General features: G+C 70.9%; 21 protein-coding genes and 2 pseudogenes. 13 read left to right on the top strand and 10 right to left on the bottom strand.

All coding sequences use genetic code 11. From position 1 onward, the window contains the following. Nucleotides 1-63 precede the first annotated feature (63 nt). The gene (locus ACZ3TS_RS06820) at nt 64-975 is read left to right on the top strand and encodes a YihY/virulence factor BrkB family protein (RefSeq protein WP_467614263.1); all 912 of its coding nucleotides are present in this window, start codon (nt 64-66) and stop codon (nt 973-975) included. On the opposite strand, the gene ACZ3TS_RS06815 is transcribed toward ACZ3TS_RS06820, so the two are convergent. Further along, complete coding sequence (locus ACZ3TS_RS06815; protein ID WP_467614261.1) at nt 923-2,191, bottom strand: D-alanyl-D-alanine carboxypeptidase family protein; 1,269 nt, start codon at nt 2,189-2,191, stop codon at nt 923-925. The genes ACZ3TS_RS06820 and ACZ3TS_RS06815 overlap by 53 nt on opposite strands. Nucleotides 2,192-2,294: 103 nt before the next feature. Between ACZ3TS_RS06815 and ACZ3TS_RS06810 the strand changes: the two genes are divergently transcribed. The 4 genes and pseudogenes from ACZ3TS_RS06810 to ACZ3TS_RS06795 form a co-directional block, all read left to right on the top strand. After that, entirely contained in the window at nt 2,295-2,537 is a 243-nt protein-coding gene (locus tag ACZ3TS_RS06810) for an SCO4848 family membrane protein (protein WP_467614259.1), read from the top strand. Nucleotides 2,538-2,555: 18 nt separating this feature from the next. Further along, nucleotides 2,556-3,803, top strand: a complete 1,248-nt coding sequence (locus tag ACZ3TS_RS06805; RefSeq protein ID WP_467614258.1) for a metallophosphoesterase — start codon at nt 2,556-2,558, stop codon at nt 3,801-3,803. Between the two features lie 306 nt (nt 3,804-4,109). Beyond that, nucleotides 4,110-5,666: an ABC transporter substrate-binding protein gene (locus ACZ3TS_RS06800; RefSeq protein ID WP_467614256.1), complete on the top strand. Its 1,557-nt coding sequence runs from the start codon at nt 4,110-4,112 to the stop codon at nt 5,664-5,666. Between the two features lie 121 nt (nt 5,667-5,787). After that, nucleotides 5,788-6,193: pseudogene (locus ACZ3TS_RS06795) on the top strand (ATP-binding protein); the annotation flags it as partial. A gap of 68 nt (nt 6,194-6,261) precedes the next feature. On the opposite strand, the gene ACZ3TS_RS06790 reads toward ACZ3TS_RS06795, so the two are convergent. Both ACZ3TS_RS06790 and ACZ3TS_RS06785 read right to left on the bottom strand, forming a co-directional pair. Beyond that, complete coding sequence (locus tag ACZ3TS_RS06790) at nt 6,262-7,767, bottom strand: sensor histidine kinase (RefSeq protein WP_467614255.1); 1,506 nt, start codon at nt 7,765-7,767, stop codon at nt 6,262-6,264. After that, nucleotides 7,764-8,468, bottom strand: coding sequence for a response regulator transcription factor (locus ACZ3TS_RS06785; protein ID WP_467614253.1), 705 nt, complete (start codon nt 8,466-8,468; stop codon nt 7,764-7,766). Before ACZ3TS_RS06785 ends, ACZ3TS_RS06790 begins: the two co-directional genes overlap by 4 nt. A 158-nt stretch (nt 8,469-8,626) precedes the next feature. On the opposite strand from ACZ3TS_RS06785, the gene ACZ3TS_RS06780 reads away from it, so the two are divergent. Then, complete coding sequence (locus ACZ3TS_RS06780) at nt 8,627-11,032, top strand: MMPL family transporter (protein ID WP_467614559.1); 2,406 nt, start codon at nt 8,627-8,629, stop codon at nt 11,030-11,032. A 1-nt stretch (nt 11,033) separates the two neighbouring features. On the opposite strand, the gene ACZ3TS_RS06775 is transcribed toward ACZ3TS_RS06780, so the two are convergent. From ACZ3TS_RS06775 to ACZ3TS_RS06745, 7 genes and pseudogenes are all read right to left on the bottom strand, one after another. Further along, nucleotides 11,034-11,282, bottom strand: a complete 249-nt coding sequence (locus ACZ3TS_RS06775; protein WP_467614252.1) for a hypothetical protein — start codon at nt 11,280-11,282, stop codon at nt 11,034-11,036. Nucleotides 11,283-11,421: 139 nt separating this feature from the next. Further along, nucleotides 11,422-11,625, bottom strand: a pseudogene (locus ACZ3TS_RS06770) (TetR/AcrR family transcriptional regulator); the annotation flags it as partial. A gap of 87 nt (nt 11,626-11,712) precedes the next feature. Next, the gene (locus ACZ3TS_RS06765; protein WP_467614251.1) at nt 11,713-12,474 is read right to left on the bottom strand and encodes a succinate dehydrogenase iron-sulfur subunit; all 762 of its coding nucleotides are present in this window, start codon (nt 12,472-12,474) and stop codon (nt 11,713-11,715) included. Then, complete coding sequence (gene sdhA, locus ACZ3TS_RS06760) at nt 12,474-14,228, bottom strand: succinate dehydrogenase flavoprotein subunit (protein ID WP_467614249.1); 1,755 nt, start codon at nt 14,226-14,228, stop codon at nt 12,474-12,476. The genes ACZ3TS_RS06765 and sdhA overlap by 1 nt, the downstream gene beginning before the upstream one ends. A gap of 19 nt (nt 14,229-14,247) precedes the next feature. Then, complete coding sequence (locus tag ACZ3TS_RS06755; RefSeq protein ID WP_467614247.1) at nt 14,248-14,730, bottom strand: succinate dehydrogenase hydrophobic membrane anchor subunit; 483 nt, start codon at nt 14,728-14,730, stop codon at nt 14,248-14,250. Nucleotides 14,731-14,735: 5 nt separating this feature from the next. Further along, nucleotides 14,736-15,116, bottom strand: coding sequence for a succinate dehydrogenase, cytochrome b556 subunit (gene sdhC, locus ACZ3TS_RS06750; protein ID WP_355136054.1), 381 nt, complete (start codon nt 15,114-15,116; stop codon nt 14,736-14,738). A 198-nt stretch (nt 15,117-15,314) separates the two neighbouring features. Further along, nucleotides 15,315-15,875, bottom strand: coding sequence for a 2-oxo-4-hydroxy-4-carboxy-5-ureidoimidazoline decarboxylase (locus ACZ3TS_RS06745; RefSeq protein WP_467614557.1), 561 nt, complete (start codon nt 15,873-15,875; stop codon nt 15,315-15,317). 361 nt (nt 15,876-16,236) lie between these two features. Between ACZ3TS_RS06745 and ACZ3TS_RS06740 the strand changes: the two genes are divergently transcribed. The 7 genes from ACZ3TS_RS06740 (at nt 16,237) to ACZ3TS_RS06710 (ending at nt 22,741) form a co-directional block, all read left to right on the top strand. Then, entirely contained in the window at nt 16,237-17,847 is a 1,611-nt protein-coding gene (locus ACZ3TS_RS06740) for a beta-N-acetylhexosaminidase (RefSeq protein WP_467614245.1), read from the top strand. A 164-nt stretch (nt 17,848-18,011) separates the two neighbouring features. Continuing rightward, a complete protein-coding gene (locus tag ACZ3TS_RS06735) occupies nt 18,012-18,584 on the top strand; it encodes a hypothetical protein (RefSeq protein WP_467614244.1) in 573 nt (190 codons plus the stop codon). Between the two features lie 224 nt (nt 18,585-18,808). Continuing rightward, a complete protein-coding gene (locus ACZ3TS_RS06730; RefSeq protein WP_467614554.1) occupies nt 18,809-19,126 on the top strand; it encodes a hypothetical protein in 318 nt (105 codons plus the stop codon). Nucleotides 19,127-19,272: 146 nt separating this feature from the next. Continuing rightward, nucleotides 19,273-19,890 carry an RNA polymerase sigma factor gene (locus ACZ3TS_RS06725; RefSeq protein ID WP_467614242.1) on the top strand — a complete coding sequence of 206 codons (618 nt, stop codon included), beginning with the start codon at nt 19,273-19,275 and terminating at the stop codon, nt 19,888-19,890. A gap of 36 nt (nt 19,891-19,926) precedes the next feature. Next, nucleotides 19,927-20,556, top strand: coding sequence for a hypothetical protein (locus ACZ3TS_RS06720; protein ID WP_467614241.1), 630 nt, complete (start codon nt 19,927-19,929; stop codon nt 20,554-20,556). 428 nt (nt 20,557-20,984) lie between these two features. Then, on the top strand, nt 20,985-21,659 hold the full coding sequence (locus tag ACZ3TS_RS06715; protein WP_467614240.1) for an RNA polymerase sigma factor: 675 nt from the start codon (nt 20,985-20,987) through the stop codon (nt 21,657-21,659). Further along, nucleotides 21,659-22,741, top strand: a complete 1,083-nt coding sequence (locus ACZ3TS_RS06710) for a hypothetical protein (protein ID WP_467614239.1) — start codon at nt 21,659-21,661, stop codon at nt 22,739-22,741. Before ACZ3TS_RS06715 ends, ACZ3TS_RS06710 begins: the two co-directional genes overlap by 1 nt. The last annotated feature ends 51 nt before the right edge of the window (nt 22,742-22,792 follow it).

The raw sequence follows: 22,792 nt of genomic DNA, 5'->3' as shown, positions 1-22,792 counted from the left end.
CTCATCACGTGCTCGACGGGGTACTCGAAGACTGGTCGAGGGGTACGAGGGGAGAGTCGGATCATGGACTGGCTGAAGAGACTCCCCGGCATCGGGCCGATCGTCACGCGCCTCATGGCCACCCACGCCTGGCGTTGCTACGAACGTCTCGACCGGGTGAAGTGGACCCGGCTCGCCGCCGCGATGACGTTCATCAGCTTCGTGGCGCTGTTCCCGCTGCTCACCGTCGCCGCCGCGATCGGCGCCGCGACGCTCAGCGAGGCCCGGCAGAACAGGCTGCAGAGCAAGGTCGCCGAACAGTTCCCCGGCATCTCCGACCAGCTCGACATCCACGGTCTGGTCCAGAACGCCGGCACCGTCGGCGTCATCGCCGGTGCCACGCTGTTCTTCGTCGGCATCGGCTGGGTCGGCCAGATGCGGGACTGCCTGCGGGCGGTGTGGGAGCTGCCCGACAGCGACGAGAACCCGGTGTTGGCCAAGGTCAAGGACGGGGTGGTGCTCGTCGGCCTGGGCGGCGCCATCCTGGTCACCCTCGCGACGTCCACCGTCGCCACCGCGCTGGTCGACTGGATCGCCGGGCAGATCGGCCTCGACAAGGGCGGCTGGGGCAGCGTCCTGCTGCGCATCGCCGCCTTCGTCGTCGCCGTCCTCGCCGACTTCCTGGTTCTGCTCTACGTCCTCACCCTGCTGCCCGGCGTGGAACCCCCACGGCACCGGCTGCTGACGGCCGCCCTGATGGGCGCGGTCGGCTTCGAACTGCTCAAGCTGCTGCTCAGCGGCTATATCCAGGGCGTCGCATCGAAAAGCATGTACGGCGCCTTCGGGGTGCCCGTGGCGCTGCTGCTGTGGATCAACTTCACCGCGAGACTCGTGCTGTTCTGCGCCGCCTGGACGGCGACGCAGAGCCGTGAGGCCGACGAGGTCAGGGGCGCGTCCGATGACGTACCAGATCAGGCAGCGGCCAGCGGCGATTGACCAGGAACACGCCGCTCGCGAGCAGCACGAGGACGCCGCCGACGATGGCGAGCGCGACGCCGATGCCGCTGGAACCGCTCTCCTTCACCGAGGCGGCCACCGGCTTGGCGGAGTCCTGGCCCGCGGCGGTGGCGGTCGGAGTCGGGTCGGTCTGCGAGCCGGGGGCCGCGCCCCTCGGGGCGACGAGTTCGCCCACCGGCTTCACCTTGCCGGCCGCGCCGAAGCCCCAGTCGAACAGCCGGGCGGTCTCCTTGTAGACCTCGTTGTGATCGTTCTTCTCCGGGTTCATGACGGTGACGAGCAGCACCCTGCCGCCCCGCTCGGCGACACCGGTGAAGGTCGCGCCCGCGTTGGTGGTGTTGCCGTTCTTCACGCCCGCGATGCCCCGGTACGGCGTTATGTCACTGTCCCCGGCCAGCAGTCGGTTGGTGTTCTGTATCTCGAAGGACCCGCGGGTCTTCTTGCCGCCCCTCTTGGTGGTCTCGCCCGGGAACGTCGCCCGCACCGTCGAGCAGTACTCCCGGAAGTCCTTCTTCTGCAGCCCCGAGCGGGCGAACAGCGTGAGGTCGTACGCCGACGAGACCTGTCCCTGGGCGTCGTAGCCGTCCGGGCTGACCACGTGCGTGTCGAGTGCCTGGAGCTCCTCGGCATGCGCCTGCATGTCCTCGACGGTCTGCTCGACACCGTGGTTCATCGCGGACAGCACGTGCACGGCGTCGTTCCCGGAGCGCAGGAAGACGCCGAGCCACAGGTCGTGGACCGTGTACGTCTCGCCCTCCTTTATCCCGACCATGCTGGACCCGGCGCCGATGCCGGCCAGGTCGGTGGGGACCACCTTGTGCTTCTCGCTCCGCGGGAACCGGGGCAGCACGGTGTCGGCGAACAGCATCTTCAGGGTGCTCGCCGGGGGAAGCCGCCAGTGCGCGTTGTGGGCGGCCAGGACGTCACCGGACTCGGCGTCGGCGACGATCCAGGAACGCGCGGTCAAGTCCTTCGGGAGCACCGGGGCGCCGCTGCCCAGGTTCACCTGGGTACCGGGCTGGCCGAGCAGGGCGCCGCCGACGGTCGACATCGCGGCCGGGGGCGTGGCCGATGGCGACGCGGTCGGGCTCTGCGTGTCCGCGAAGGCGGTCGCGGGTGCGGTGAGCGAAAGGGACAACACGGCTGCGGAGGCGAGCGCCGAGCGGCGCCCGGCGATCTTCTTCAAGGCGGACACGGTCGCGAAAGTACCGGGTACGGGGCGGGAAGTCCCGCCCGGTCCCAGCCGATCCCGCCCACCCCGGAGCGAGGGTCCGCGCAAGAACGGCGATACTGGACGTATGAAGCTCAGCCGCCCCATCTCCTGGTTCCTGCTCGCCTTCGGGGTGTGGAGCTGGTTCATCTGGATCACTTTCGTCAAGAACCTCTGGAAGGACGGCAGCGGACTCGCGTTCGACGACGCGGGGAATCCGACGGCGTACTTCTGGGTGCATCTGACGCTCGCCGTCGTCTCCTTCGTCTTGGGGACTGTCATCGGCATCATCGGGTTGCGCGGACTGCGCGCTCTGCGGCGAAGGTCATAGCGGGGGAACGGGAACACGGTGGTCGTCGTCTTCGTGCTCCTCGCCCTGGCCGTTCTGGCCGCGTTCGCGGCGCTGCACCGATACGCGTGGCGGCGGCTGGTCCGCGACACGACCCGCGGCCCGGGTCCGGTCCGCCGTATCGGAACAGCGGTGCTCGTCGCGGGACCGGTGCTGATGGTCGCGGCCCTGGTCGCCGAGCGTGCCGGCGCCCCTTTCTGGCTCCAGCGCGCCCTGGGCTGGCCGGGGTTCCTGTGGATGGCGCTGTCGCTCTACCTGCTGCTCGCGCTGCTCGCGGGCGAACTCCTGCGACCGCTGGTGCGCCGGATCGCGCAACGCCGGGCGCGGACGGAGGAGACGGCACCGAGACCCGTACCGGTACCGGCGGGGACCGCGGCCACGGAGCCCGAGCCTGAGCCCATCCCCTCGCCTGCGCTCACCGATCCCTCCCGCCGCCTCTTCGTCTCCCGGGCGGTCGGCGGAGCGGTCGCCACCGCCGCGGTCGGCACGGTGGGGTACGGCACGTACGGTGTCCTGCGCGGCCCCGCTGTGAAACGCGTCACGGTCCCGCTGGCCAAACTGCCGCGCTCGGCCCACGGTTTCCGCATCGCCGTCGTGAGCGACATCCACCTCGGCCCGGTGCTCGGCCGGAGCTTCGCGCAGCGCGTGGTGGACACGGTCAACTCGACCCAGCCGGACCTGATCGCGGTCGTCGGCGACCTGGTCGACGGCAGCGTGAAGGACCTGGGGCCGGCGGCGGCACCGCTGGCGCGGCTGACGGCCCGCCACGGCAGCTACTTCGTCACCGGAAACCACGAGTACTTCTCCGGCGCGGACGCATGGGTCGAGGAGGTGCGCCGACTCGGCCTGCGCCCGCTGGAGAACGCGCGCACGGAACTGCCCGCGTTCGACCTGGCCGGGGTCAACGACCTGGCGGGCGAGAGCGAGGGCGAGGGCCCCGACTTCACCAAGGCGCTCGGCGACCGCGACACCTCACGCGCCGTGGTCCTCCTGGCCCACCAGCCGGTCCAGATCCACGAGGCCGTGAAGCACCACGTGGACCTCCAGCTCTCCGGCCACACCCATGGCGGCCAGCTCTGGCCCGGCAACCTTGTCGCGGCCGCCGCCAACCCGACCCTCGCGGGCCTGGACCACTACGGGGGCACGCAGTTGTACGTGTCCCGCGGAGCGGGCGCCTGGGGACCGCCGACGCGGGTGGGCGCGCCGTCGGACATCACGGTGATCGAACTGGCGTCGGCACAAACGTGACGGTCCTGTGAGCCGGTGCTGCTCACGGTCCAGAATGCGCGCGGGTCCACGCCGCGCACGAGTATGTGATCGATCCTCGCCACCGGGAAGGAGGCGGGCCAGGTGCGCTCGACCCAGACCGAGGCAGGCGCCGAGGCAACCCGTCGGCGGAACTCGCGAGCCGTGGCTGAAACTTGACGGAAACGGCCCCTCGGTAAGTTCTGTCTCATCTCTGCAGATCTCTCTTCCCCCAAGTGAAACACCTGTGATTAGGTGATCCGCGCCACAGGGGAGTGGTATGCGCTGAGGGCCTGGGGAGGGGCGCCGATGCGATCGGTTCGCATACGGATTCTCGCGACTGTGCTGGTACTGGCGGGCGTGGGAGTGGGCGGGTGGCAGCTGCTGCCGGCCAAGGAGAACACCAACAGGGCCATCACGGTCGGGACGACGGACGCCGTCACGTCGCTCGATCCGGCGGGGGCCTACGACGCCGGGTCCTGGGCGTTGTTCAGCAGCGTCTTCCAGTCGCTGCTGACCTTCGAACCCGACGGTGTCGAACCCGTCCCGGACGCCGCCGAGAGCTGCGCCTTCGTGGGGACGGACCTCAAGACCTACCGCTGCACGCTCCGCAAGGGACTGACGTTCCCCAGCGGGCGCACCGTGACCGCCGAGGACGTCAAGTACTCCTTCGACCGGGTCAAGCGCATCAACTCGGACGTCGGCCCCGCGAGCCTGCTCGACACGCTCGCCTCGGTCGACGCCGACGGGCTCACCGTCACGTTCCATCTGTCCTCGCCCGATGCGACGTTCCCGTTCAAGGTGGCCACCGGCGCCGGTTCGATCGTCGACAGCACCAAGTACCCGAAGAACGGGCTGCGCACCGACACCGGGGCCGACGGGACGGGGCCGTACACCCTGACGTCGTACACGAAGGACAAGAAGGCCGTCCTCGCGACGAACCGGCATTACCAGGGCGACATCAAGGACACCGGCCGGCCCATCCTGCTGCGCTACTACGCCGACCCCACCGCCCTGGAGAAGGCGTGGAAGGCGAAGGAAGTCGATGTCGCCACGCGCCAGCTGCCGCCCGCCGTCCTCGCAGGCCTCTCGCCGAGCGACCCCAACCAGCGCGTCAGCGAGGCCGACAGCGCCGAGATCCGCAACCTCGTCCTCAACACCAGTGCGAGCTCGCCCCTGCACGACCGGAGTGTCCGCCAGGCCGTCGCCGCGCTGATCAACCGCGAGGAACTGGTCGACAAGGTGTACGAGGGCACCACCGACCCGCTGTACTCGCTCATCCCGGCGGGCATCACCGGGCACACCACCTCGTTCTTCGACGCCTATCCCAAGCCCGACACCGCCAAGGCCCGCGCCCTGCTCACCGCGGCGGGCGTGCACGTGCCCGTCCGCTTCACCTACGGCTACGCCGAGGGTCGCGGCGCCGCAGCCGAGGAGGCCGCCGATCTCAAGCGGCAGTTGGAGGCGAGCGGACTGTTCACGGTGGACATCAAGGGCTACGAGTGGACCGACTTCCAAAAGCGCTACGCGAGCGGCAAGCTCGACGCGTACGCCGTCGGCTGGGTCGCCGACTTCCCCGACCCGGACACCTTCACCACCCCGCTCGTCGGCACCGGCAACAGCATGAAGAACGGCTACAGCAGCAAGGCCGTCGACAGCCTGGTCCGGGACAGCCAGCGGTATTCGGATCGCAGCCGGACCGCCGACGACTTCGAGCAGATACAGCAGATGGTGGCGCAGGACGTTCCGCTGATTCCCCTGTGGCAACGCAAGGAGTACGTGGTCAGCAGCGTGGATGTCGGCGGCGGCCAGTACCTTTCCGACGGCACCGGCGTCTTCCGTCTCTGGCGGCTGAACTGGATCTGACACACGGCGGCGGCCCCGCGGCCCGGCGCGATCCCGAGGGGTCGAACCCACGCGAGTGACAGCGGGCGCCCGCCCCACGCAGCACCATGTGTCGGAGGTGTGCGCGGGGTGAGGAGCAGACGTGGTCGGACGCAACTCCTTCCGGCCGCCCTGCCACCCGGCGTCCGTGGCTCTCGCCCGGCGCCGGGTGCGCGAGCACCTCGACGACTGGGGCTACGCTCCCGGAGACCCCGCCCAGGAGGAAGCGGTGCTGCTCGTGTCCGAGCCGGCCACCAACGTCGTACGCCATGCGTCCCTGCCCGAGCGGGAGTTCGAGGTGCGGTCACCGCCCTCGCCGACGGCTCCTGCTTCACAGAGGTCTCCGACGAGGGCCGGGCCGAACCCCGGCTGAGGGTGGTCGACGACCTGGACGAGACCGGCCGCCGCCTGCATCTTGTGGAGAACATCGCGGCGGCGTGGGGCGTGGGGCGTGGGGCGTGTGGAGCCGGGGCCGGGGCCGGTACGGCAGTACGGTGTGGGCGCTGGTGGTGCGGGACGTGTGCGCCGCCGCGGTCGGCACGGCCGTGCGTACGGCCACCGGGCCGCGGCATGGCGCTCACTGGCTGTCCCACACGTGTGCGCAAGCCGGCAGCGTCACCGTCACCGCCAGCCCCTCGCCCGGCGCCGTCCGCACCGCCACCTCGCCGCCGTGTGCCGCCACCACCCCCTGCACGATCGCCATCCCGAGCCCGCTGCCCGCGCATGAGCCCGCACGGAAGAAGCGGTCGAAGACGCGTGCCGCGTCCTCCTCGGCGAGGCCAGGCCCCTCGTCCGCGACGCACAGGTGCACCATCCCGTCCTCGCGCTCCAGACCGAGCCGTACCGGAACTCCGGCGGGTGTGTGGACACGGACGTTCGCCATGAGGTTGCCGAGCACCTGCCGCAGCCCGGACTCGTCGGCCCGCACCAGCAGCGCGCCGTCCGCGCGCACCGTCACCGGACGCTCCGGCTGCTGGGCCCGCAGGTCCTCGGCCGCGTCCCGCACCAGACGGCTCAGGTCCACGTTGCGGAAGCGGAGTTCGGGCTGCTGGTCGAGGCGGGCGAGGGTGAGGAGTTCGTCGACCAGCCGGCCCATCCGGTCCGCCTCGGCCATCATCCGCTCCCACGACCGCTTGCTCCCCCGCTCTGGGCTTCGTTCGAGCGGGGGGACCCCCATGTCCGGAACGGTCAGCATGCCCTTTTCATACAGCTGGAGGTAGCCACGTATCGCCGACAGGGGTGTGCGCAGCTCGTGCGAGGCGTCCGCGACGAAGCGGCGCAGCTGGGCGGCGCTGCGCTCGCGTGTCCGGTACGCCGACTCCACCTGGTGCAGCATGGAGTTGAGGGCGGTGCGCAGCTGCTCCACCTCCAGGGACGTCTCCCTGCTGGAGGGCATGCGCCGGGTCAGATCGCCCTCGGCGATCGCCGACGACGTCTCCACCATGTCCTCCAGCGGCCGCATCCGCCGGCCCACACTGATCATCGTCAACGCGGCCAGCAGCGCCAGCAGCAGGGTCCCGACGGTGAGGTCGAGCCTGAGCGCTTTGGCCATGCCCGTGTGCAGCACGCCGGTCGAGCGGGCGAGCAGCACATACGTGCCGTCGGCGAGCCGCGCCCCGGTCACCCGGTACGGGTCGCCGCGCAGGCGGATGTCGTGCGGTTGCCGTTCCTGGGCGAGGGCGGCGGGGTCGTGGACGACGGAGACGAGCGCCTGCTGGGCGGTGGTCGGCTTCAGACCGGCGACGGTGAGTACCGTGCCGTGCCTGTCGACGGCCGCGAAGACGGTGTCCGGGTTCGGCGAGTCGGCGCCGCTGTGCGGCAGCAGCCGGTCGCGGACGACCGCCAGCGCGCTCAGCGAGTCGATCTCCTGCAGGGTCAGGTGCGACCGGGCGAGAGAGTCACGGGACCTGATCAGTTCGGCGTCGATCTGTCCGAGCACGTAGTGCCGCATGCCCATCAGGCTGATGGCCGTCGCCGCCACGATGCCGAGCGCGAGCAGCGCCACGTTCGCCAGCGTCAGCTTGCCCCGCAGGGAGTGAATGCCGCGCGGCCGCAGCAGCTGGGGGAGACCGAGGAGCGTCATGCCAGCCCGTATCCGACACCCCGCCGGGTGGTGATCACCGGCGGTCCGAGCGCGTCGAGCTTGCGGCGCAGATAGCTGATGTACGTCTCCACGACCGTCGACTCGGGCGGTGTGTGCTCGTACCGCCAGACGTGGCGCAACAGCTGTTCCTTGGGCACGATCCGCCCGCCGTTGCGCACCAGGAAGCGCAGCAGCGCGTACTCGGTGGGGGTGAGTTCGACCGTGCGGCCCGCGCGGTGCACCGAGTACGTCGTCTCGTCCAGCTCCAGGTCGCCGTAGCGCAGCGGTGGGCGCTGCGGCAGGACGTCGGCGGGGCGCGTACGGCGCAGGACGGCCCGTACCCGGGCGACCACCTCGTCGATGTTGAACGGCTTCGTGATGTAGTCGTCGCCGAAGCCGAGCGCGCCGACGATCTCGGCCGGTGCGTCGCGCGCGGTGACGAAGACCAGCGCCAGGTCCGGCCGGCGGGCACGCAGTTGGCGGCCGAGGGCCCGTCCGTCGCCGTCCGGCAGCATCACGTCCAGCAGGGCCGCGTCGGGTCGGGTGCGCTCGGCGAGCGCCAGCGCCTCGCGGACGGTGCCCGCGGTCATCACCTGGAAGCGGTGGTAGCGCAGGGCGATGGCGAGGACGTCCGCGATGCTCTCCTCGTCCTCGACGACGAGGACGGTTGCCTCCATGTGCGCTGCCTCGTTGACGGTCATGCCCACCAGTATCCGCAGCGGCACCGACGGCGGGACCGTAGGCGCTTTGGAGTTCCTTGAGAGTCATGGCGGGGCGCGTCCGTCCGCGCCCGTCACTGCGGATCCTGGTGCTCCAGGACCCGGGGGACCCTGATGAAGGAGCGTAGAGCGTGACGACATTGGCACGGTGGTGCTATCGGCACCGGCTGCTGGTCCTGTTGCTGTGGGTGGGGGCGCTGCTCGGGGTGGGCGCTGCGGCGTCCGCCAGGGGAACGGACTACGCGAACGTCTTCTCCCTGCCGAACACGGACTCCAAGACCGCGTACGACCTGATGGCGAAGGCCTTCCCGAGGGCCGCCGGCGACACCGACACGGTGGTGTGGAAGGTCGACCAGGGATCGGTCAGGGACGAGTCGGTCCGGGCGCGGATCGAGCCCGCGCTGTCGGAGATCGGGCGGATGCCGGGGGTCGGCGCGGTCAGCAGCCCGTATGCGGGCGCCCGGGGGGCGGCGCAGATCAGCCGGGACGGCAAGATCGCGTATGCCCAGCTGACCTTCACCAAGCGGGCGAACGAAGTGCCGACGCAGCTCGTGCAGGACGTCGTCGACACCGCGCAGGGCGCCGAACGCGGTGGTCTGCACGTCGAGTTGGGCGGCCAGGCGATCACCCGCATCCAGCAGCCGCCCGCCGGCCTGTCCGAGATGGTCGGCATCGTGGCGGCGGCCATCGTGCTGTTCCTCGCCTTCGGTTCGTTCTTCGCGATGCTGCTTCCGATCGCCATCGCGGTCTTCGGCGTCGGTATCGGGCTGTTCTCCACCCAGCTGATCAGCCATGTCACGGACGTACCCGACATCGCCCCGCTGCTCGCCTCGCTGATCGGCCTCGGAGTCGGCATCGACTACGCCCTGTTCATCGTCACCCGGCACCGGCGCGGAATCCTGCGCGGTCTGGATCCCGAGGAGTCGGCGGTGACCGCCCTCAACACCTCCGGCCGGGCGGTGCTGTTCGCGGGCGGCACGGTGTGCATCGCGCTCGCCGGGATGCTGGTGACGAACCTGCGCTTCCTGGACGGGGTGGTCATCGGCACCTCGCTCACCGTCGTGCTGAGCGTGCTCGCGGCCGTCACCCTGCTGCCGGCGCTGCTCGGGCTCCTCGGGCCGCGGGTGCTCAGCCGGCGGCAGCGGCGGCGGCTCGCTGAGCGAGGGCCCGAACCGGAGCGGGCGAGCGGTCTCGCGGCGCGGTGGTCGGCCACGGTGCAGAAGCGTCCCCGGACGGTCGCCACGCTCGCCGTGGTCGTCATGGCTCTGCTCGCCCTGCCCGTGCTCTCCCTGCGCCTCGGCGCCACCGACCAGGGCAACGACGACGCCTCGACGACGACCCGCAAGGCGTACGACCTGCTCGCCGAGGGCTTCGGACCCGGCTTCAACGGGCCGCTCCAGGTGGTCTCCGTCGGCGGTGACACGACCACACTCGTCAAGGACATCGGCGAGACCCACGGGGTGGCCCGGGTCTCCGCCCTGCCCCCCGCCCAGGGCGTCACCGTCATCCAGGTCGTCCCGACCACCTCGCCGCAGTCCGAGCAGACGGACCGGCTGATCGACACCCTGCGCGGGGAGGTGATCCCGAAGGCGGGGGCGACAGCGCACGTCGGCGGTGTCACGGCGGTCTCGAAGGACTTCGCGTCCGTGACCGGCGACCGCCTGCCGTCCTTCATCGCGACCATCATCGGCCTCGGGTTCCTGCTTCTGCTGATCGCCTTCCGCTCACTCGTGGTGCCGCTGACGGCCGCCGTGATGAACCTGATCGCCGCCGCCGCGTCCTTCGGCGTCCTCGTGGCGATCTTCCAGTGGGGCTGGGGCCTGGAGCTGCTGGGCCTCGGCAAGGAGGGACCGATCCAGGCGTTCCTGCCGATCATCATGCTCTCGCTGCTCTTCGGTCTGTCGATGGACTACCAGGTGTTCCTGGTGAGCCGGATGCACGAGGAGTGGGTGCACACCAAGGACAACGCCCGCGCGGTCCGGGTGGGCCTCGCCGAGACCAGCCGGGTCATCAACTCCGCGGCCCTGATCATGGTCTGTGTCTTCCTCGCCTTCGTGCTGAGCGGCAACTCGGGCGCGGCGATGGCGGGCGTGGGCCTCGCGGCGGCGGTCGCGCTGGACGCGTTCGTGCTGCGGACCGCGCTGGTGCCGGCGGCGATGCATCTGCTCGGCAGGGCGAACTGGTGGCTGCCGGGCTGGCTGGAGAGCCGTCTGCCGCACCTGGCGGTGGAGCCGCGCGATGAGCCGGAGGAGGAGGCGCTGCTGCCGGGGGCCGCGAGCGCGGTGCACGGCTTCGTACAGGACGCGGAGGGCGATCCGGTCGAGGGAGCGGCCGTGACGCTGCTGTCGAAGGGCGGCCGCCAGCTCGACCGCGTCACGTCACTGGCCGACGGCTCGTACATCGTCTCGGTCCCGGCACCGGGCACGTACCTCGTGGCGGCGACGTCCACGGCGTACGGGGCCCGGGCCCGGCACGTGGTCGTCGGGGAGGAACCGCTGGTGTACGACGTGGAACTGACGACGGACGGGGTGGACGCGGTGAATTGACTCAGGCCGGTCCGGCCTTGAGGACGCGCTCGACGTCGAGCACGACTTTGCCGCCCACGGACTCGGGGAGCGTGACGAGCTCCCCGGGCACGTGGATCCCGTGCGTTGCGTAACGGCCACCGGCCGATTCATCGTCGACCACGGACAGGTCGGGGATGACGTAATCCGCTGGGCCGCTGGGCAGCCAGACGCCGATTCCCGGCAATGCCCGCACGAGGCCCAGCCGCAGGAATGGCGCTGCGAACAGCATCAGGGCCTCGGCATGAGGCCCGTCCGGTGTGGGACCGCAAGAATCTGGTCTCCGATGATCTCGACGCGGAGGCCCGGAATGCTCTCCATGATGTGGTTCGCCTCGGCGATCAGCGACCTCTCCTCGTGCGGCCGCTCGACAGCTCGTGCACCTCGAGGACGAGGGGCCGCAGCACCCGGAAGCGGGCCAGGGCGACTCCCCGCGCGGTGAGGCGGGCGCCGCGCTCGGCGAGCCGGTAGCTGCGCTCGCGCCCCTCGGTCCGGTCGAAGATCCAGTACAGAACCAGCCCCATCTGGGACAGCCACATCGACTCGGGCAGAACGTCACGGAGTTCCACCGCCACCGTTCGGCAGGATCGAGGATGCGCCGAAACAGCCCAGGGCCCTGTTTCCGAAGGGACGGAAACAGGGTCCTGATACAGACCGGGAGGTCAGAAGCGGCGCGTGATCAGCGCCCGCTTCACCTCCTGGATCGCCTTCGTCACCTCGATGCCGCGCGGGCAGGCGTCCGTGCAGTTGAACGTCGTGCGGCAGCGCCACACGCCGTCCTTGTCGTTCAGGATCTCCAGGCGCTGCTCGCCGCCTTCGTCACGTGAGTCGAAGATGAAGCGGTGCGCGTTGACGATGGCCGCGGGACCGAAGTACTGGCCGTCGTTCCAGAACACCGGGCACGAGGACGTACAGGCGGCGCACAGGATGCACTTCGTCGTGTCGTCGAACCGCGCGCGGTCCTCCGCCGACTGCAGACGCTCGCGCGTCGGCTCGTTCGTCTCCTTCGTGATCAGGAAGGGCATCACGTCCCGGTACGCCTGGAAGAACGGCTCCATGTCCACGACCAGGTCCTTGAGGACCGTGAGGCCCTTGATGGGCTCGACCGTGATCGGCTTCTCGGGGTTGATGTCCTTGATCAGCGTCTTGCAGGCCAGACGGTTCTTGCCGTTGATCCGCATGGCGTCCGAGCCGCAGATGCCGTGGGCGCAGGAGCGGCGGAAGGTGAGGGTGCCGTCGAGGTCCCACTTGATCTTGTGGAGGCCGTCGAGGACGCGCTCCTTCGGGTCGATCTCCAGCTGGAAGTCTTCCCAGGTCGCCTCCGCCGAGACCTCCGGGTTGAAGCGGCGGACCCGGAAGGTGACCGTGATGTACGGGGAGGCCGCGGACTCCGCCTCGACCTTGTCCAGAACAGGGGTAGCCATCAGTACTTACGCTCCATCGGCTGGTAGCGGGTCTGGACGACCGGCTTGTAGTCGAGACGGATGGACTCGGTGCCGTCGTCGCCCACCTCGCGGTACGCCATGGTGTGGCGCATGAAGTTGACGTCGTCGCGGTTCGGGTAGTCCTCGCGGTAGTGACCGCCGCGGGACTCCTTGCGGGCCAGGGCCGACACCGCCATGACCTCGGCCAGGTCCAGCAGGTTGCCCAGCTCGACGGCCTCCAGCAGGTCCGTGTTGAACCGCTTGCCCTTGTCCTGGATCGCCACGTTCTTGTAGCGCTCCTTGAGTTCGGCGACCTTCTCGACCGCCGTCTTGATCGTCTGCTCGGTGCGGAACACCATGACGTTCGCGTCCATGGTCTCCTGCAGCTCACGACGCAGTTCGGCCACGCGCTCGTTGCCCGTGGACGAGCGGAGGCGCTCGATCTGCGAGACGACCAAGTCGGCCGGGTTCTCCGGAAGTTCGACGTAGTCCGCCTTCTGGGAGTACTCGGCCGCGGCGATACCCGCACGGCGCCCGAACACGTTGATGTCCAGCAGCGAGTTCGTGCCGAGGCGGTTCGCGCCGTGGACGGACACGCAGGCGACCTCACCGGCCGCGTACAGGCCCGGGACCACCGTGGTGTTGTCCGCGAGGACCTCGCCCTCGACGTTCGTCGGGATGCCGCCCATCGCGTAGTGCGCGGTCGGCTGGATCGGGATCGGGTCCGTGTACGGCTCGATGCCCAGGTAGGTGCGCGCGAACTCGGTGATGTCCGGGAGCTTGGCGTCGAGCTGCTCCGGCGGCAGGTGGGTGAGGTCGAGGTAGACGTGGTCGCCCTCGGGACCGCAGCCACGGCCCTCGCGGATCTCCGTGTAGATGGAGCGGGACACGACGTCACGGGACGCCAGGTCCTTCATCACCGGCGCGTACTTCTCCATGAAGCGCTCGCCGTCCTTGTTGCGGAGGATGCCGCCCTCACCGCGCGCACCCTCGGTGAGGAGGATGCCCATGCGCCAGATGCCGGTCGGATGGAACTGGAAGAACTCCATGTCCTCCAGCGGCAGACCGCGCCGGTACACCGCCGCCTGGCCGTCACCGGTCAGCGTGTGGGCGTTCGACGTGACCTTGAAGAACTTGCCGCAGCCGCCGGAGGCGTAGATCACGGCCTTCGCCTGGAAGACGTGGATCTCGCCGGTCGCCAGTTCGTACGCCACCACGCCGGCCGACTTCTTGACGCCGTCGACCTCGGTCATCAGCTGGTCCAGGACGTAGAACTCGTTGAAGAACTCCACGCCCTCCTTCACGCAGTTCTGGTACAGCGTCTGGAGGATCATGTGACCGGTGCGGTCGGCCGCGTAGCAGGAGCGGCGGACGGGGGCCTCGCCGTGGTTGCGGGAGTGACCGCCGAAGCGGCGCTGGTCGATCCGGCCCTCGGGCGTCCGGTTGAACGGCAGGCCCATCTTCTCCAGGTCGAGGACCGAGTCGATGGCCTCCTTCGCCAGGATCTCGGCGGCGTCCTGGTCGACCAGGTAGTCACCGCCCTTGACCGTGTCGAAGGTGTGCCACTCCCAGTTGTCCTCCTCCACGTTGGCGAGCGCGGCGGCCATGCCGCCCTGCGCGGCGCCCGTGTGGGAGCGGGTCGGGTAGAGCTTCGTCAGCACGGCGGTGCGGCTGCGCTTCGTCGACTCGATGGCCGCGCGCATGCCCGCGCCTCCGGCGCCGACGATGACGGTGTCGTACTTGTGGATCTTCATGATTCTCGCAGCCCCGTGCCTAGCGGATGTTCGGGTCGAAGGTGAAGATCACCAGCGTGCCCAGCAGGATGGTGAACACCGTGGCGGTGTACAGCAGGCCCTTCAGCCACAGACGCGTGTTCGCCTGTTCCGCGTAGTCGTTGATGACGGTACGCAGACCGTTGGCGCCGTGCAGCATGGCGAGCCACAGCATGGCGAGGTCCCAGACCTGCCACCACGGGGAGGCCCAGCGGCCGGCCACGAAGGCGAAGCCGACCTTGGAGACGCCGCCGTCGAGGACGAGTTGGATCAGCAGGTGGCCGAGGACCAGGACGACCAGGACGATGCCGGACAGGCGCATGAACAGCCAGCCGTACATCTCGAAGTTGCCTCGGGTCGACTTCGGGGTCTTCTTCGTCCGCTTGCGCGGCGGCTCGATGACCGGTGCCGGGTTGTCGACGCCGTACAGCGGGGCGCCCTCGACGGGGCCGATGCCGGAGACGGTGGTTTCAGTCGTGGACATGCGCGTCAGCTCCCGAACACTTCACGAGCGGCGTGGCCGAGGACGGGGTAGATGGCCCCGAGCATCAGTACGACCCAGACGCCGACGACGGTCCAGAGCATCTGCTTCTGGTAGCGCGGGCCCTGTGACCAGAAGTCGACAGCGATGACGCGGAGGCCGTTGAGCGCGTGGAAGAGGATGGCGGCAACCAGGCCGTACTCCAGCACGGCGACGATCGGCGTCTTGTACGTGGCCACGACCTTGTCGTAGGCCTCGGGGGAGACACGTACGAGTGCGGTGTCCAGCACGTGTACGAACAGGAAGAAGAAGATGAGGACGCCGGTGACTCGGTGAGCCACCCAGGACCACATTCCTTCCCGGCCGCGGTACAGCGTTCCAGCCGGCACGGAAGAACCCTCCGGGAGCGGGGACTAGGGCCGCGCCGGCTTCTGTGTCGGTCGGGCCCGGCCGGGTACGGTCCACCGGCCCCCAGCATCGTAGCGATGTGTTGTCGGAACGCTTACGGCGGCCCTACCGATGTGATCAAACCGGCAATCAAACGAGCACGGACGGGCTATTGGCCGGGCGGGTTCGGTCGGGGACCTCTACAGGGCGCGTTCCACCACAGGCATGTCGGAATAGTCCCGTACCAGCCGGATCATCCTGCCCCGTGCCAGTCGGCGCAGCTCCTCCGCCGCCAGTGGACGTTCGTCTTCCGGATCGTTCGTCAATCGTGACCGGATGGCGGCCAGGACCCGGTCGGCCGCCTCCTCGGGCGCCGCGTCGTCCAGACAGATGACGAACACATGTCCGAAACGGCTCTCGTAGGCCGCGTGTGCCGCGCTCAGGGCGGTGCGGGCGGCGGAGTACGCGCCGGCCGGGAGCTGGGTGAGCGATTCGCCCGCCAGGGCCTCGGTGAGGTCGGCGGGGCTGAGGTCGTACGCCGCCTCGTCGGCCGCGGCGAGCAGGGAGTCCAGGTCCGGGTAGGGGCGGTGGTCGGCGACGCGGTGGGCCCAGCGCAGGCTCCGGCAGCAGGTGAGGAGGGCCCGTCGGGCGTTCTCGTCGGGTGCGGAGTTGAACCGCTCCAGACCCGTGGGGGCCTCGGTGCGGTGTTGTGCCGGAAGGGCGGTGGAGCCGGGGAGGTGGGGAAGACGGTGCGAAGGCAGCGTGGGTCCTCGGCGAGTGGCGGGCGTGACGTCATGGGGGCGTCACGTACGGGTCGGCAGGGGAGCGTGCGGGAAATGCGCCGCCACGTTAACCGCGACGGTCGGCTGGTCGTCCAGTCACTGCCCGAATTTCACCCGGATGGGAGAGTTTCGCGGCGTCTGGTGGACGGGTGGAGCGGGCAGGGTCGTAGGTTCGGAAGGGGGACAGGTGCATGGAGGCGAGTGGCGTGCGGTCGAAAGTCGGACGAATACGTACAGGCGGGGTGCGTCAGGTGCCGCGGGGGCGTACGGGTCCGGCGTGGCCGTACGAGGCCGTGAGGCGAGGTGTGGCGCGGTGACCGGCCGGAGGCGACGGATTCCCGTGGGGAAGACGCCCCGAAGGCGCAAGAGGTTGCTGCTCGGCGGCGGAATCGTCGTCGCGGGTGCGATCGCGGCGGCCGTGACGCTGTGGCCGTCCGGCGACGGCTCGCCGAACGGGGTCTCCCTGAGCCCGCCGGCCGCTCCCAGAACGTCCACCGGGTCCCCCGCCGCGCCTGTCCCGCCGACCACCGCCTACCCCTTGTCGCAGACGCCCCGCACCATTCCCGCCGTACGCGAGCACACCCCCGCGCGCGGCCCGGGCTGGCGGCCCGCCTCCGGCGCACGCGTGGTGATCGACAACCCGTCCCTCGACGACGAGGGTCGGTTGCTGGCCGGTGAGCTGGGGATGGCGTACGCGGGGCGGACCGGTGCCCGCGACGGCGACGTGGAGCTGGGCCTGGCCGGGAGCGGCGACCAGGAGTCGTACACGCTGACCGTCGAGAACCGCCGTGTCCGGATCACCGCTCCGGGCGACGCGGGCGTCTTCTACGGCACCCGCACCCTCAAGCAGGAGGTGCACGGCGGCGGTACGGCTCCCGATGGCGTCGTGCGGGACGAGCCCGCCAAGCCGCGGCGCGGGTTCATGCTCGACATCGCCCGTAAGTTCTACTCGGCAGGCTGGATCGAGGACCGCGTACGGGAACTGGGCGACCTGAAGTACAACGAGCTCGGCCTGCACTTCTCCGACGACCAGGGCTTCCGCATCGAGTCCGCCACGCATCCGGAGATCGTGTCCGCTCAGCACCTCAGCAAGGCGGAGGTCAAGAGGATCGTCGACCTCGCCGCGAGCCGGCACGTCACGGTCGTCCCCGAGATCGACTCGCCGGGCCACCTGGGTGCTGTGATCGCCGCGCATCCCGATCTGCAGTTGCGCAGCGCCTTCGGCGCCGCCCCGCGCGGCACGGTCGACATCTCCAATCCGGCGGCCGCGAGGATCGTGGACGACCTCCTGGGCGAGTACGCGGGGGTGTTCCCCGGCGCGTACTGGCACCTGGGCGGCGACGAGTACCAGGCGCTGACGGTGTCGAACCCGGCCGCCTCCTATCCACAACTCGCCGCCGCGGCGAGGGCGAAGTTCGGGGCGAACGCCGGCGTCGCCGACCTCGCGACCGGCTGGCTGAACGACCGCGCGAACGTGATGCGCGGGCACGGCCGGACGATGCGCGCCTGGAACGACGGCTTCTACCGGGCGGGCGTGGTGCAGCCGGCCAAGGACCTGGAGGTCGCGTACTGGACCGGCAAGGAGACCGGCGCCCGGCAGCCCACGGAGTACCTCGGCGCGGGCCGGAAGGTGCTCAACTACAACGACGAGTTCCTCTACTACGTGCTCGGGCAGCCGCAGACCTTCGTCTACCCCACCGGTCAGCGGATCTACGAGCAGTGGAACCCGCGCGTGCTGCGGGGCACGGCGTCGGTGCCCGCGCGGTACGACGGGCAGATCCTCGGCGGAGTGTTCGCGGTGTGGAGCGATCGCCCCTACGCGCAGACGCAGGACCAGGTGGCGGCCGGGATCCGGATGCCGCTGCGCGCGACGGTCCAGAAGCTGTGGGACCCGAGCACACCGGCCCTGTCCTGGACCCAGTTCCGGCAACTGGCGGACCGGCTGGGCTGAGACGTCCGGCCCCGGACCCGCAGTTGGCCGAAAACTCCTTCCTCGAACTCCAGGACGGCCGGGCGTGGTGCGCCTGTGACACACCCGGTAGGTTGCACGCAGTAAGGGGAAGTGCGGGATCCGTAGACATGAGGCGCCCCGGCGAGGCGTTCCGAGGAGGCGTGATGAGCCTGGTGGACCTGATCGCACAGGCCGACGAGCGAGCACTGGCGGCGAGCGGACTGGCTTGTTTGGATCGGTGCGTCCCGCTCCTCGGTGGCGACGACGACACACTGCGCCCGCTGTGGGCGAGCCTCGTCGAGGGTCACGAGTGGGAGGAACGGCTCGCGAAGGCGCGAGCCGAACTCGGGGTCGAGGGGGAAGCCGAGCAGGACACGGGATGCGGCTCGGAGACCGAGGCCACGCGGCTCGCCCGCCGCATGCTCGAGGCGGCGCCCGCGCAGCCCTCCGCCGACGCCCTGCGTCAGTGGGCCGACGCCTGCTCGGTCGCAGCGCTGCAGATACACCGGTTGCTGGACCCCGCCGACGACGGCGAGTCGTCGGTCGCCGCCCGCCGCGAGGGCCGTACGGACGGCATGTCGCCGCTCGTCGCCGCCGAACTGAGGCGCCAGGTCGCCGTGCTGGAGCTGGTCACGGGCCAGGGTACGGGCGGGCTGCGACGGGCCCTGGACGTGTCGACCGAGGGCCGTCGGGTGCTGCGGGCCGTGGTGTCCCGACGCGCAAGAGGCCGCTCGTAACCGCGCGAACCGCTCCCCAGCTGCGTAAACCCCCTTGGGTGCAAGAATCCTGTGACCGTCCTGTGGTGCCGTGCGGCGGTCCTGCGCCGGTGTCGGGGACCCCCTCCGAACGGCGTGACACCCGGCGACCGGAGGACGCTCTTCCGGGTGTGAACGCAACTGAGGTGACCAGGCCCCACGCCGCCACCAAGCCGGTGCGCTGGGCCGCCGACGTCGTGACGACCATGCGCGAGGGCGCCCGGCTGCGGCTCGACTACTCGGCGCAGAGCCTGTGGCGGGTGGACCGGATGATCGAGGGGATAGGCCGTCAGGGCGCTCCGTACGCCGCCGTGGAGACCGTGCTGCGCGGGTTCGGGGCGTACGCGGGCGAAGTGGTGGTGCGGCTGACCGGCGGCGAGTGGTGGACGGCCGACGGCGACCACTGGGTGCGCACGCCCGACGGTCGTCTCTGGGACCCCATCGACGAGGCCCGCCGCTGCTACCACGGCGACGGTTCGCTGCGGCTGCTGTGTCGGGACGCGGAGAGCACGACCAGGTCTTGAGGGACGGCGGACGCCGTGCCACGCCCGCTCCTTGACGGTCAGTGACATTTCCTCGGAAGCGGACGCTGATGACCTTGGGGCGTGGGCACGACCGGCGTGCCGCACGTGTGGGGATGCGGGACCACTCGCCACGAACGAGGACAGCGTTGGGCCAGGGAGGGGAACCCCGCCGCGCGCAGGCGCGCGACGGGGAGCTGGGCACGGCCGTCGCACGCGCGCAGCAGGGGGACGAGACCGCCTTCGCGGTCGCCTACCGGATCGTGCAGCCGGCGCTGCTCGGCTATCTGCGCGGGCTCGTCGGCGACGACGCGGAGGACGTGGCGTCCGACGCCTGGCTGGAGATCGCCCGCGACCTGGCCCGGTTCAGGGGCGACGGCGCGGGCTTCCGGGGCTGGACCGCGACCATCGCCCGGCACCGGGCGCTCGACCATCTGCGTCGCCAGCGCGTCCGCCCGCGCTCGACGCCGCTCGACGGCGAGGTCCTCGAACTGCCCGGCCGCCACGACACCTCCGCCCAGGCCCTCGAGTCCCTGTCCACCGGGCACGCCCTACGGCTGATCTCACGGCTGCCGCGCGACCAGGCGGAGGCCGTGCTGCTGCGCGTGGTCGTCGGCCTCGACGCGCCCACGGCCGCCCGTGTCCTCGGCAAGCGCCCCGGCGCGGTCCGCACCGCCGCCTACCGGGGCCTGAAGCGTCTCGCGCGCGAGCTCGGCGCCCAGGGTGTGACGGACGACGGGGCCGGAACGCGTGGGGAGTCGGAATGAGCGCAAGCACGGTGGGGTCCAGGGACGGACACGGTCATGGGTGAACGACGTGACGGCGGCGGGCACATGGGCCGCCCGCCCGTACGCCGCGGCCCCGAGACAATGGTGGCCGACGCCCTCCGCGCCGCCCTGCGGCCGCGGCACCTCGACCCGGAGGCGGAGGCGCTGGCCGTCGCCGCCTTCCGGGAGGCCCGCAAGGAGGGACAGGGCGTACGGTCCCCGCGCACCCGGCGGCGGGACGACTGGCGTCCGCACGCCCGGCGCGGGGCGGGGCGTGCGCTGCGGGCGTTGCTCGCCGTGCTCCTGGGTGGCGTGGCCCTCGGCGGAGTCGCCGTCGCGTCCATGGGCAGCGCTCCGCACGACGCCGCCCCACAGCGTCCCACCCGGTCGGAGGCACCCGCGTCCTCGGCGCCGCGGCAGTCCAGGGGCGGTTCGGACATGACGGGCGGCGCAACCCCCGGAGTGGGCGACGGTGGCGGAACGAGCCGAACGCCCGCGGCGGCAGCAGGGGAGAAGGCGGCGAGGAAGACCGTCAAGGCGCAGCAGAAGGCCGACGGGAAGGCCGCCGAGGCCGCCGACAAGGCAGCCAAGGACGCAGCGAAGGCAGCCGAGGCGGCGAAGGATGCCGCGGGGAAGTCCGCGCAGGGTAAGAAAAACGCACAGTAAGACAGTAAGAAGGAGTAGAGAACGCGCGGGCCGTCCGTGCCCGCTCGCGGCATCATTGATTCCGCCCAACTCGGCGGCCATGAGCTGCCGATGGCAACGGCCGGGGCCGCCACCCCCCACAGGAGAGGCCCCGGCCGTCGCGCGGCACGGGCCGCGCGGCGGCCCGTACTCTCTACAGCGTCGTGGATGCGTTTTCTGTCACACCTCGCCGCGTCACGGGTTGGTTGCACGTTGTACGGACATGGACGCAGAGCGGTTTCAAGCCGTAACGTGCCTTTCGCGCCGACCGCGGACGATCAGCAAAACGGGTGATGCAACCGCCGCAGACCACGAGCGGCCTCAGACCGCAACACGATGAGGAACCACGACCGTGAGAACCCGGTCCGCGGGAGCGGTGCCGGCTCAGGCGCACAGAGGGGCAGTTCGGGGTGCTGGGGGACGACGCGGAGCTGACGGCCGCGGTACTTGCGGCACAGGACGGGGACGAGTCCGCGTTCCGGACCGTGTACCGCGCGGTGCACCCGCGGCTGCTCGGGTACGTGCGGACGCTGGTCGGCGAGCCGGACGCCGAGGACGTCACCTCCGAGGCGTGGCTGCAGATCGCCCGTGACCTCGAGCGGTTCAGCGGCGACGCCGACCGGTTCCGTGGCTGGGCGGCCCGGATCGCCCGCAACCGCGCACTCGACCACATACGCATGCGTGGCCGCCGGCCCGCGATCGGCGGCGACGAGACGGAACTGACCGGGAAAGCCGCCGAGTCGGACACGGCCGGCGAGGCCCTCGAGGCCCTGGCCACGGATCGCACCCTCTCCCTCATCGCCCAGCTCCCGCAGGACCAGGCCGAGGCCGTCGTGCTGCGGGTGGTCGTGGGCCTGGACGCCAAGACCGCCGCCGAGACGCTCGGCAAGCGGCCCGGGGCCGTCCGCACGGCGGCGCACCGCGGCCTCAAGCGGCTCGCAGAGCTGCTCGGCGCGGGCGCGGAGACCGATCCGGAATCCGGCGGCGCGCTCGGCGCCATGCCTTTCCAACGAGATGCGCGCAGGCGCAGGGTGTCGTCCGCCGGTGTGACGCATACGCGTTCGCGGACGCAGAAGGACATGTGATGGCCGACGAGCAGTACAGGTGGCTGGACAGTGACGCGGCGGAGCGTCTGCTGCGTGGAGAGCCGCTGGACGCCGTCGGCGACGACAGGCGTGCACACGCCGCGAGGCTCGCCGAGACCCTCGCCGCACTCGCCGCGACACCCCCGCCGACCGGCGCCGAACTTCCGGGTGAGGCCGCCGCGCTGGCCGCCTTCCGGGCCGCGCGGACCGTTCGCAGTGGCGAGGGAGCGGCGGTCGGCCGGCACACCCCTCGGCACGCCGCGGCCCACTCCGCCGATGCGGGGCTGGTCCGCCTCGGGCGACCGGCCGAGGGCGGGCGCAGGGTCCGCTGGGGGCGCCCCGTGCGCTTCGGCCTCGCCGCAGCGGTGGCCGCGGGGATGATCGGCGGCGTCGCGGTGGCGGCCGGAACCGGAGTGCTGCTCACGCCGTTCCGCGACGAACCGGGACCCGCCGCGTCCGTGTCGGCCGCCGCGACCTCGCAGCAGCCGCTGCTCACTCCGACGCCCGGCGGAACGCAGAGCGGCGGCTCCCCGTCGGTGACGCCCGGCGGCACGAGCGGCGCGCCCGCGCAGAGCGACCCCTCGCACGACGAGGCGAGTGTCGGCTCCCCGGCGACCGGCCGGACGGGCTCCACCTACAACGGGGCCGCTGGTCGGACCCGGGAGTGGTGGGCCGCGGTGCGCTCCTCCTGCCGCGACCTGACGGGCGGCAAGGAACTGGGCGCGCAGCGGATGCGCAGCCTGGAGGACGCGGCCGGCGGCAGCGGCCGGGTGAAGACGTTCTGCCGAGGCGTCCTGACCGGTGACGAGGGCCGCACGGACAACGGCGGCACCCAGGGCTCCGGCAACGGTGACGGCGACGGCCGAACCGGCAACGGCGAGGGCGACAAGGGCGGCGACCACGGCGGCAGCGGTGGTGACGGCGAAGGTCACATACTGCCGGGCGGCAACGGTGTGGACGCGTTCCCGTCAGTCACATCCCCTTCTCCTTCCCCTTCCTCTTCCCCGGCTCCGGTCCCGCCGCGGGAGCTGCCGACCCCGAGTCCGGCATACAGCGCGCTGAGCACGCCCGAGGGGCAGTGACTCACCGGCCCGACGGCTGGCCGTGCCTCGCGACGGCCACAGCTCTCCCTC

The sequence above is a fragment of the Streptomyces sp. NPDC022910 genome (genome assembly GCF_055561075.1).
This window is presented reverse-complemented; position numbering and strand designations above follow the sequence as displayed.

Excerpts from the sequence above, each read along its gene's own strand:
- ACZ3TS_RS06820 (WP_467614263.1), top strand. The coding sequence starts at position 64 with ATGGACTGGCTGAAGAGACTCCCCGGCATCGGGCCGATCGTCACGCGC.
- ACZ3TS_RS06810 (WP_467614259.1), top strand. The coding sequence starts at position 2,295 with ATGAAGCTCAGCCGCCCCATCTCCTGGTTCCTGCTCGCCTTCGGGGTG.
- ACZ3TS_RS06800 (WP_467614256.1), top strand. The coding sequence starts at position 4,110 with ATGCGATCGGTTCGCATACGGATTCTCGCGACTGTGCTGGTACTGGCG.
- ACZ3TS_RS06790 (WP_467614255.1), bottom strand. The coding sequence starts at position 7,767 with ATGACGCTCCTCGGTCTCCCCCAGCTGCTGCGGCCGCGCGGCATTCAC.
- ACZ3TS_RS06785 (WP_467614253.1), bottom strand. The coding sequence starts at position 8,468 with ATGACCGTCAACGAGGCAGCGCACATGGAGGCAACCGTCCTCGTCGTC.
- ACZ3TS_RS06775 (WP_467614252.1), bottom strand. The coding sequence starts at position 11,282 with ATGCTGTTCGCAGCGCCATTCCTGCGGCTGGGCCTCGTGCGGGCATTG.
- ACZ3TS_RS06765 (WP_467614251.1), bottom strand. The coding sequence starts at position 12,474 with ATGGCTACCCCTGTTCTGGACAAGGTCGAGGCGGAGTCCGCGGCCTCC.
- sdhA (WP_467614249.1), bottom strand. The coding sequence starts at position 14,228 with ATGAAGATCCACAAGTACGACACCGTCATCGTCGGCGCCGGAGGCGCG.
- ACZ3TS_RS06755 (WP_467614247.1), bottom strand. The coding sequence starts at position 14,730 with ATGTCCACGACTGAAACCACCGTCTCCGGCATCGGCCCCGTCGAGGGC.
- ACZ3TS_RS06735 (WP_467614244.1), top strand. The coding sequence starts at position 18,012 with ATGAGCCTGGTGGACCTGATCGCACAGGCCGACGAGCGAGCACTGGCG.
- ACZ3TS_RS06730 (WP_467614554.1), top strand. The coding sequence starts at position 18,809 with ATGCGCGAGGGCGCCCGGCTGCGGCTCGACTACTCGGCGCAGAGCCTG.
- ACZ3TS_RS06720 (WP_467614241.1), top strand. The coding sequence starts at position 19,927 with ATGGGTGAACGACGTGACGGCGGCGGGCACATGGGCCGCCCGCCCGTA.
- ACZ3TS_RS06710 (WP_467614239.1), top strand. The coding sequence starts at position 21,659 with ATGGCCGACGAGCAGTACAGGTGGCTGGACAGTGACGCGGCGGAGCGT.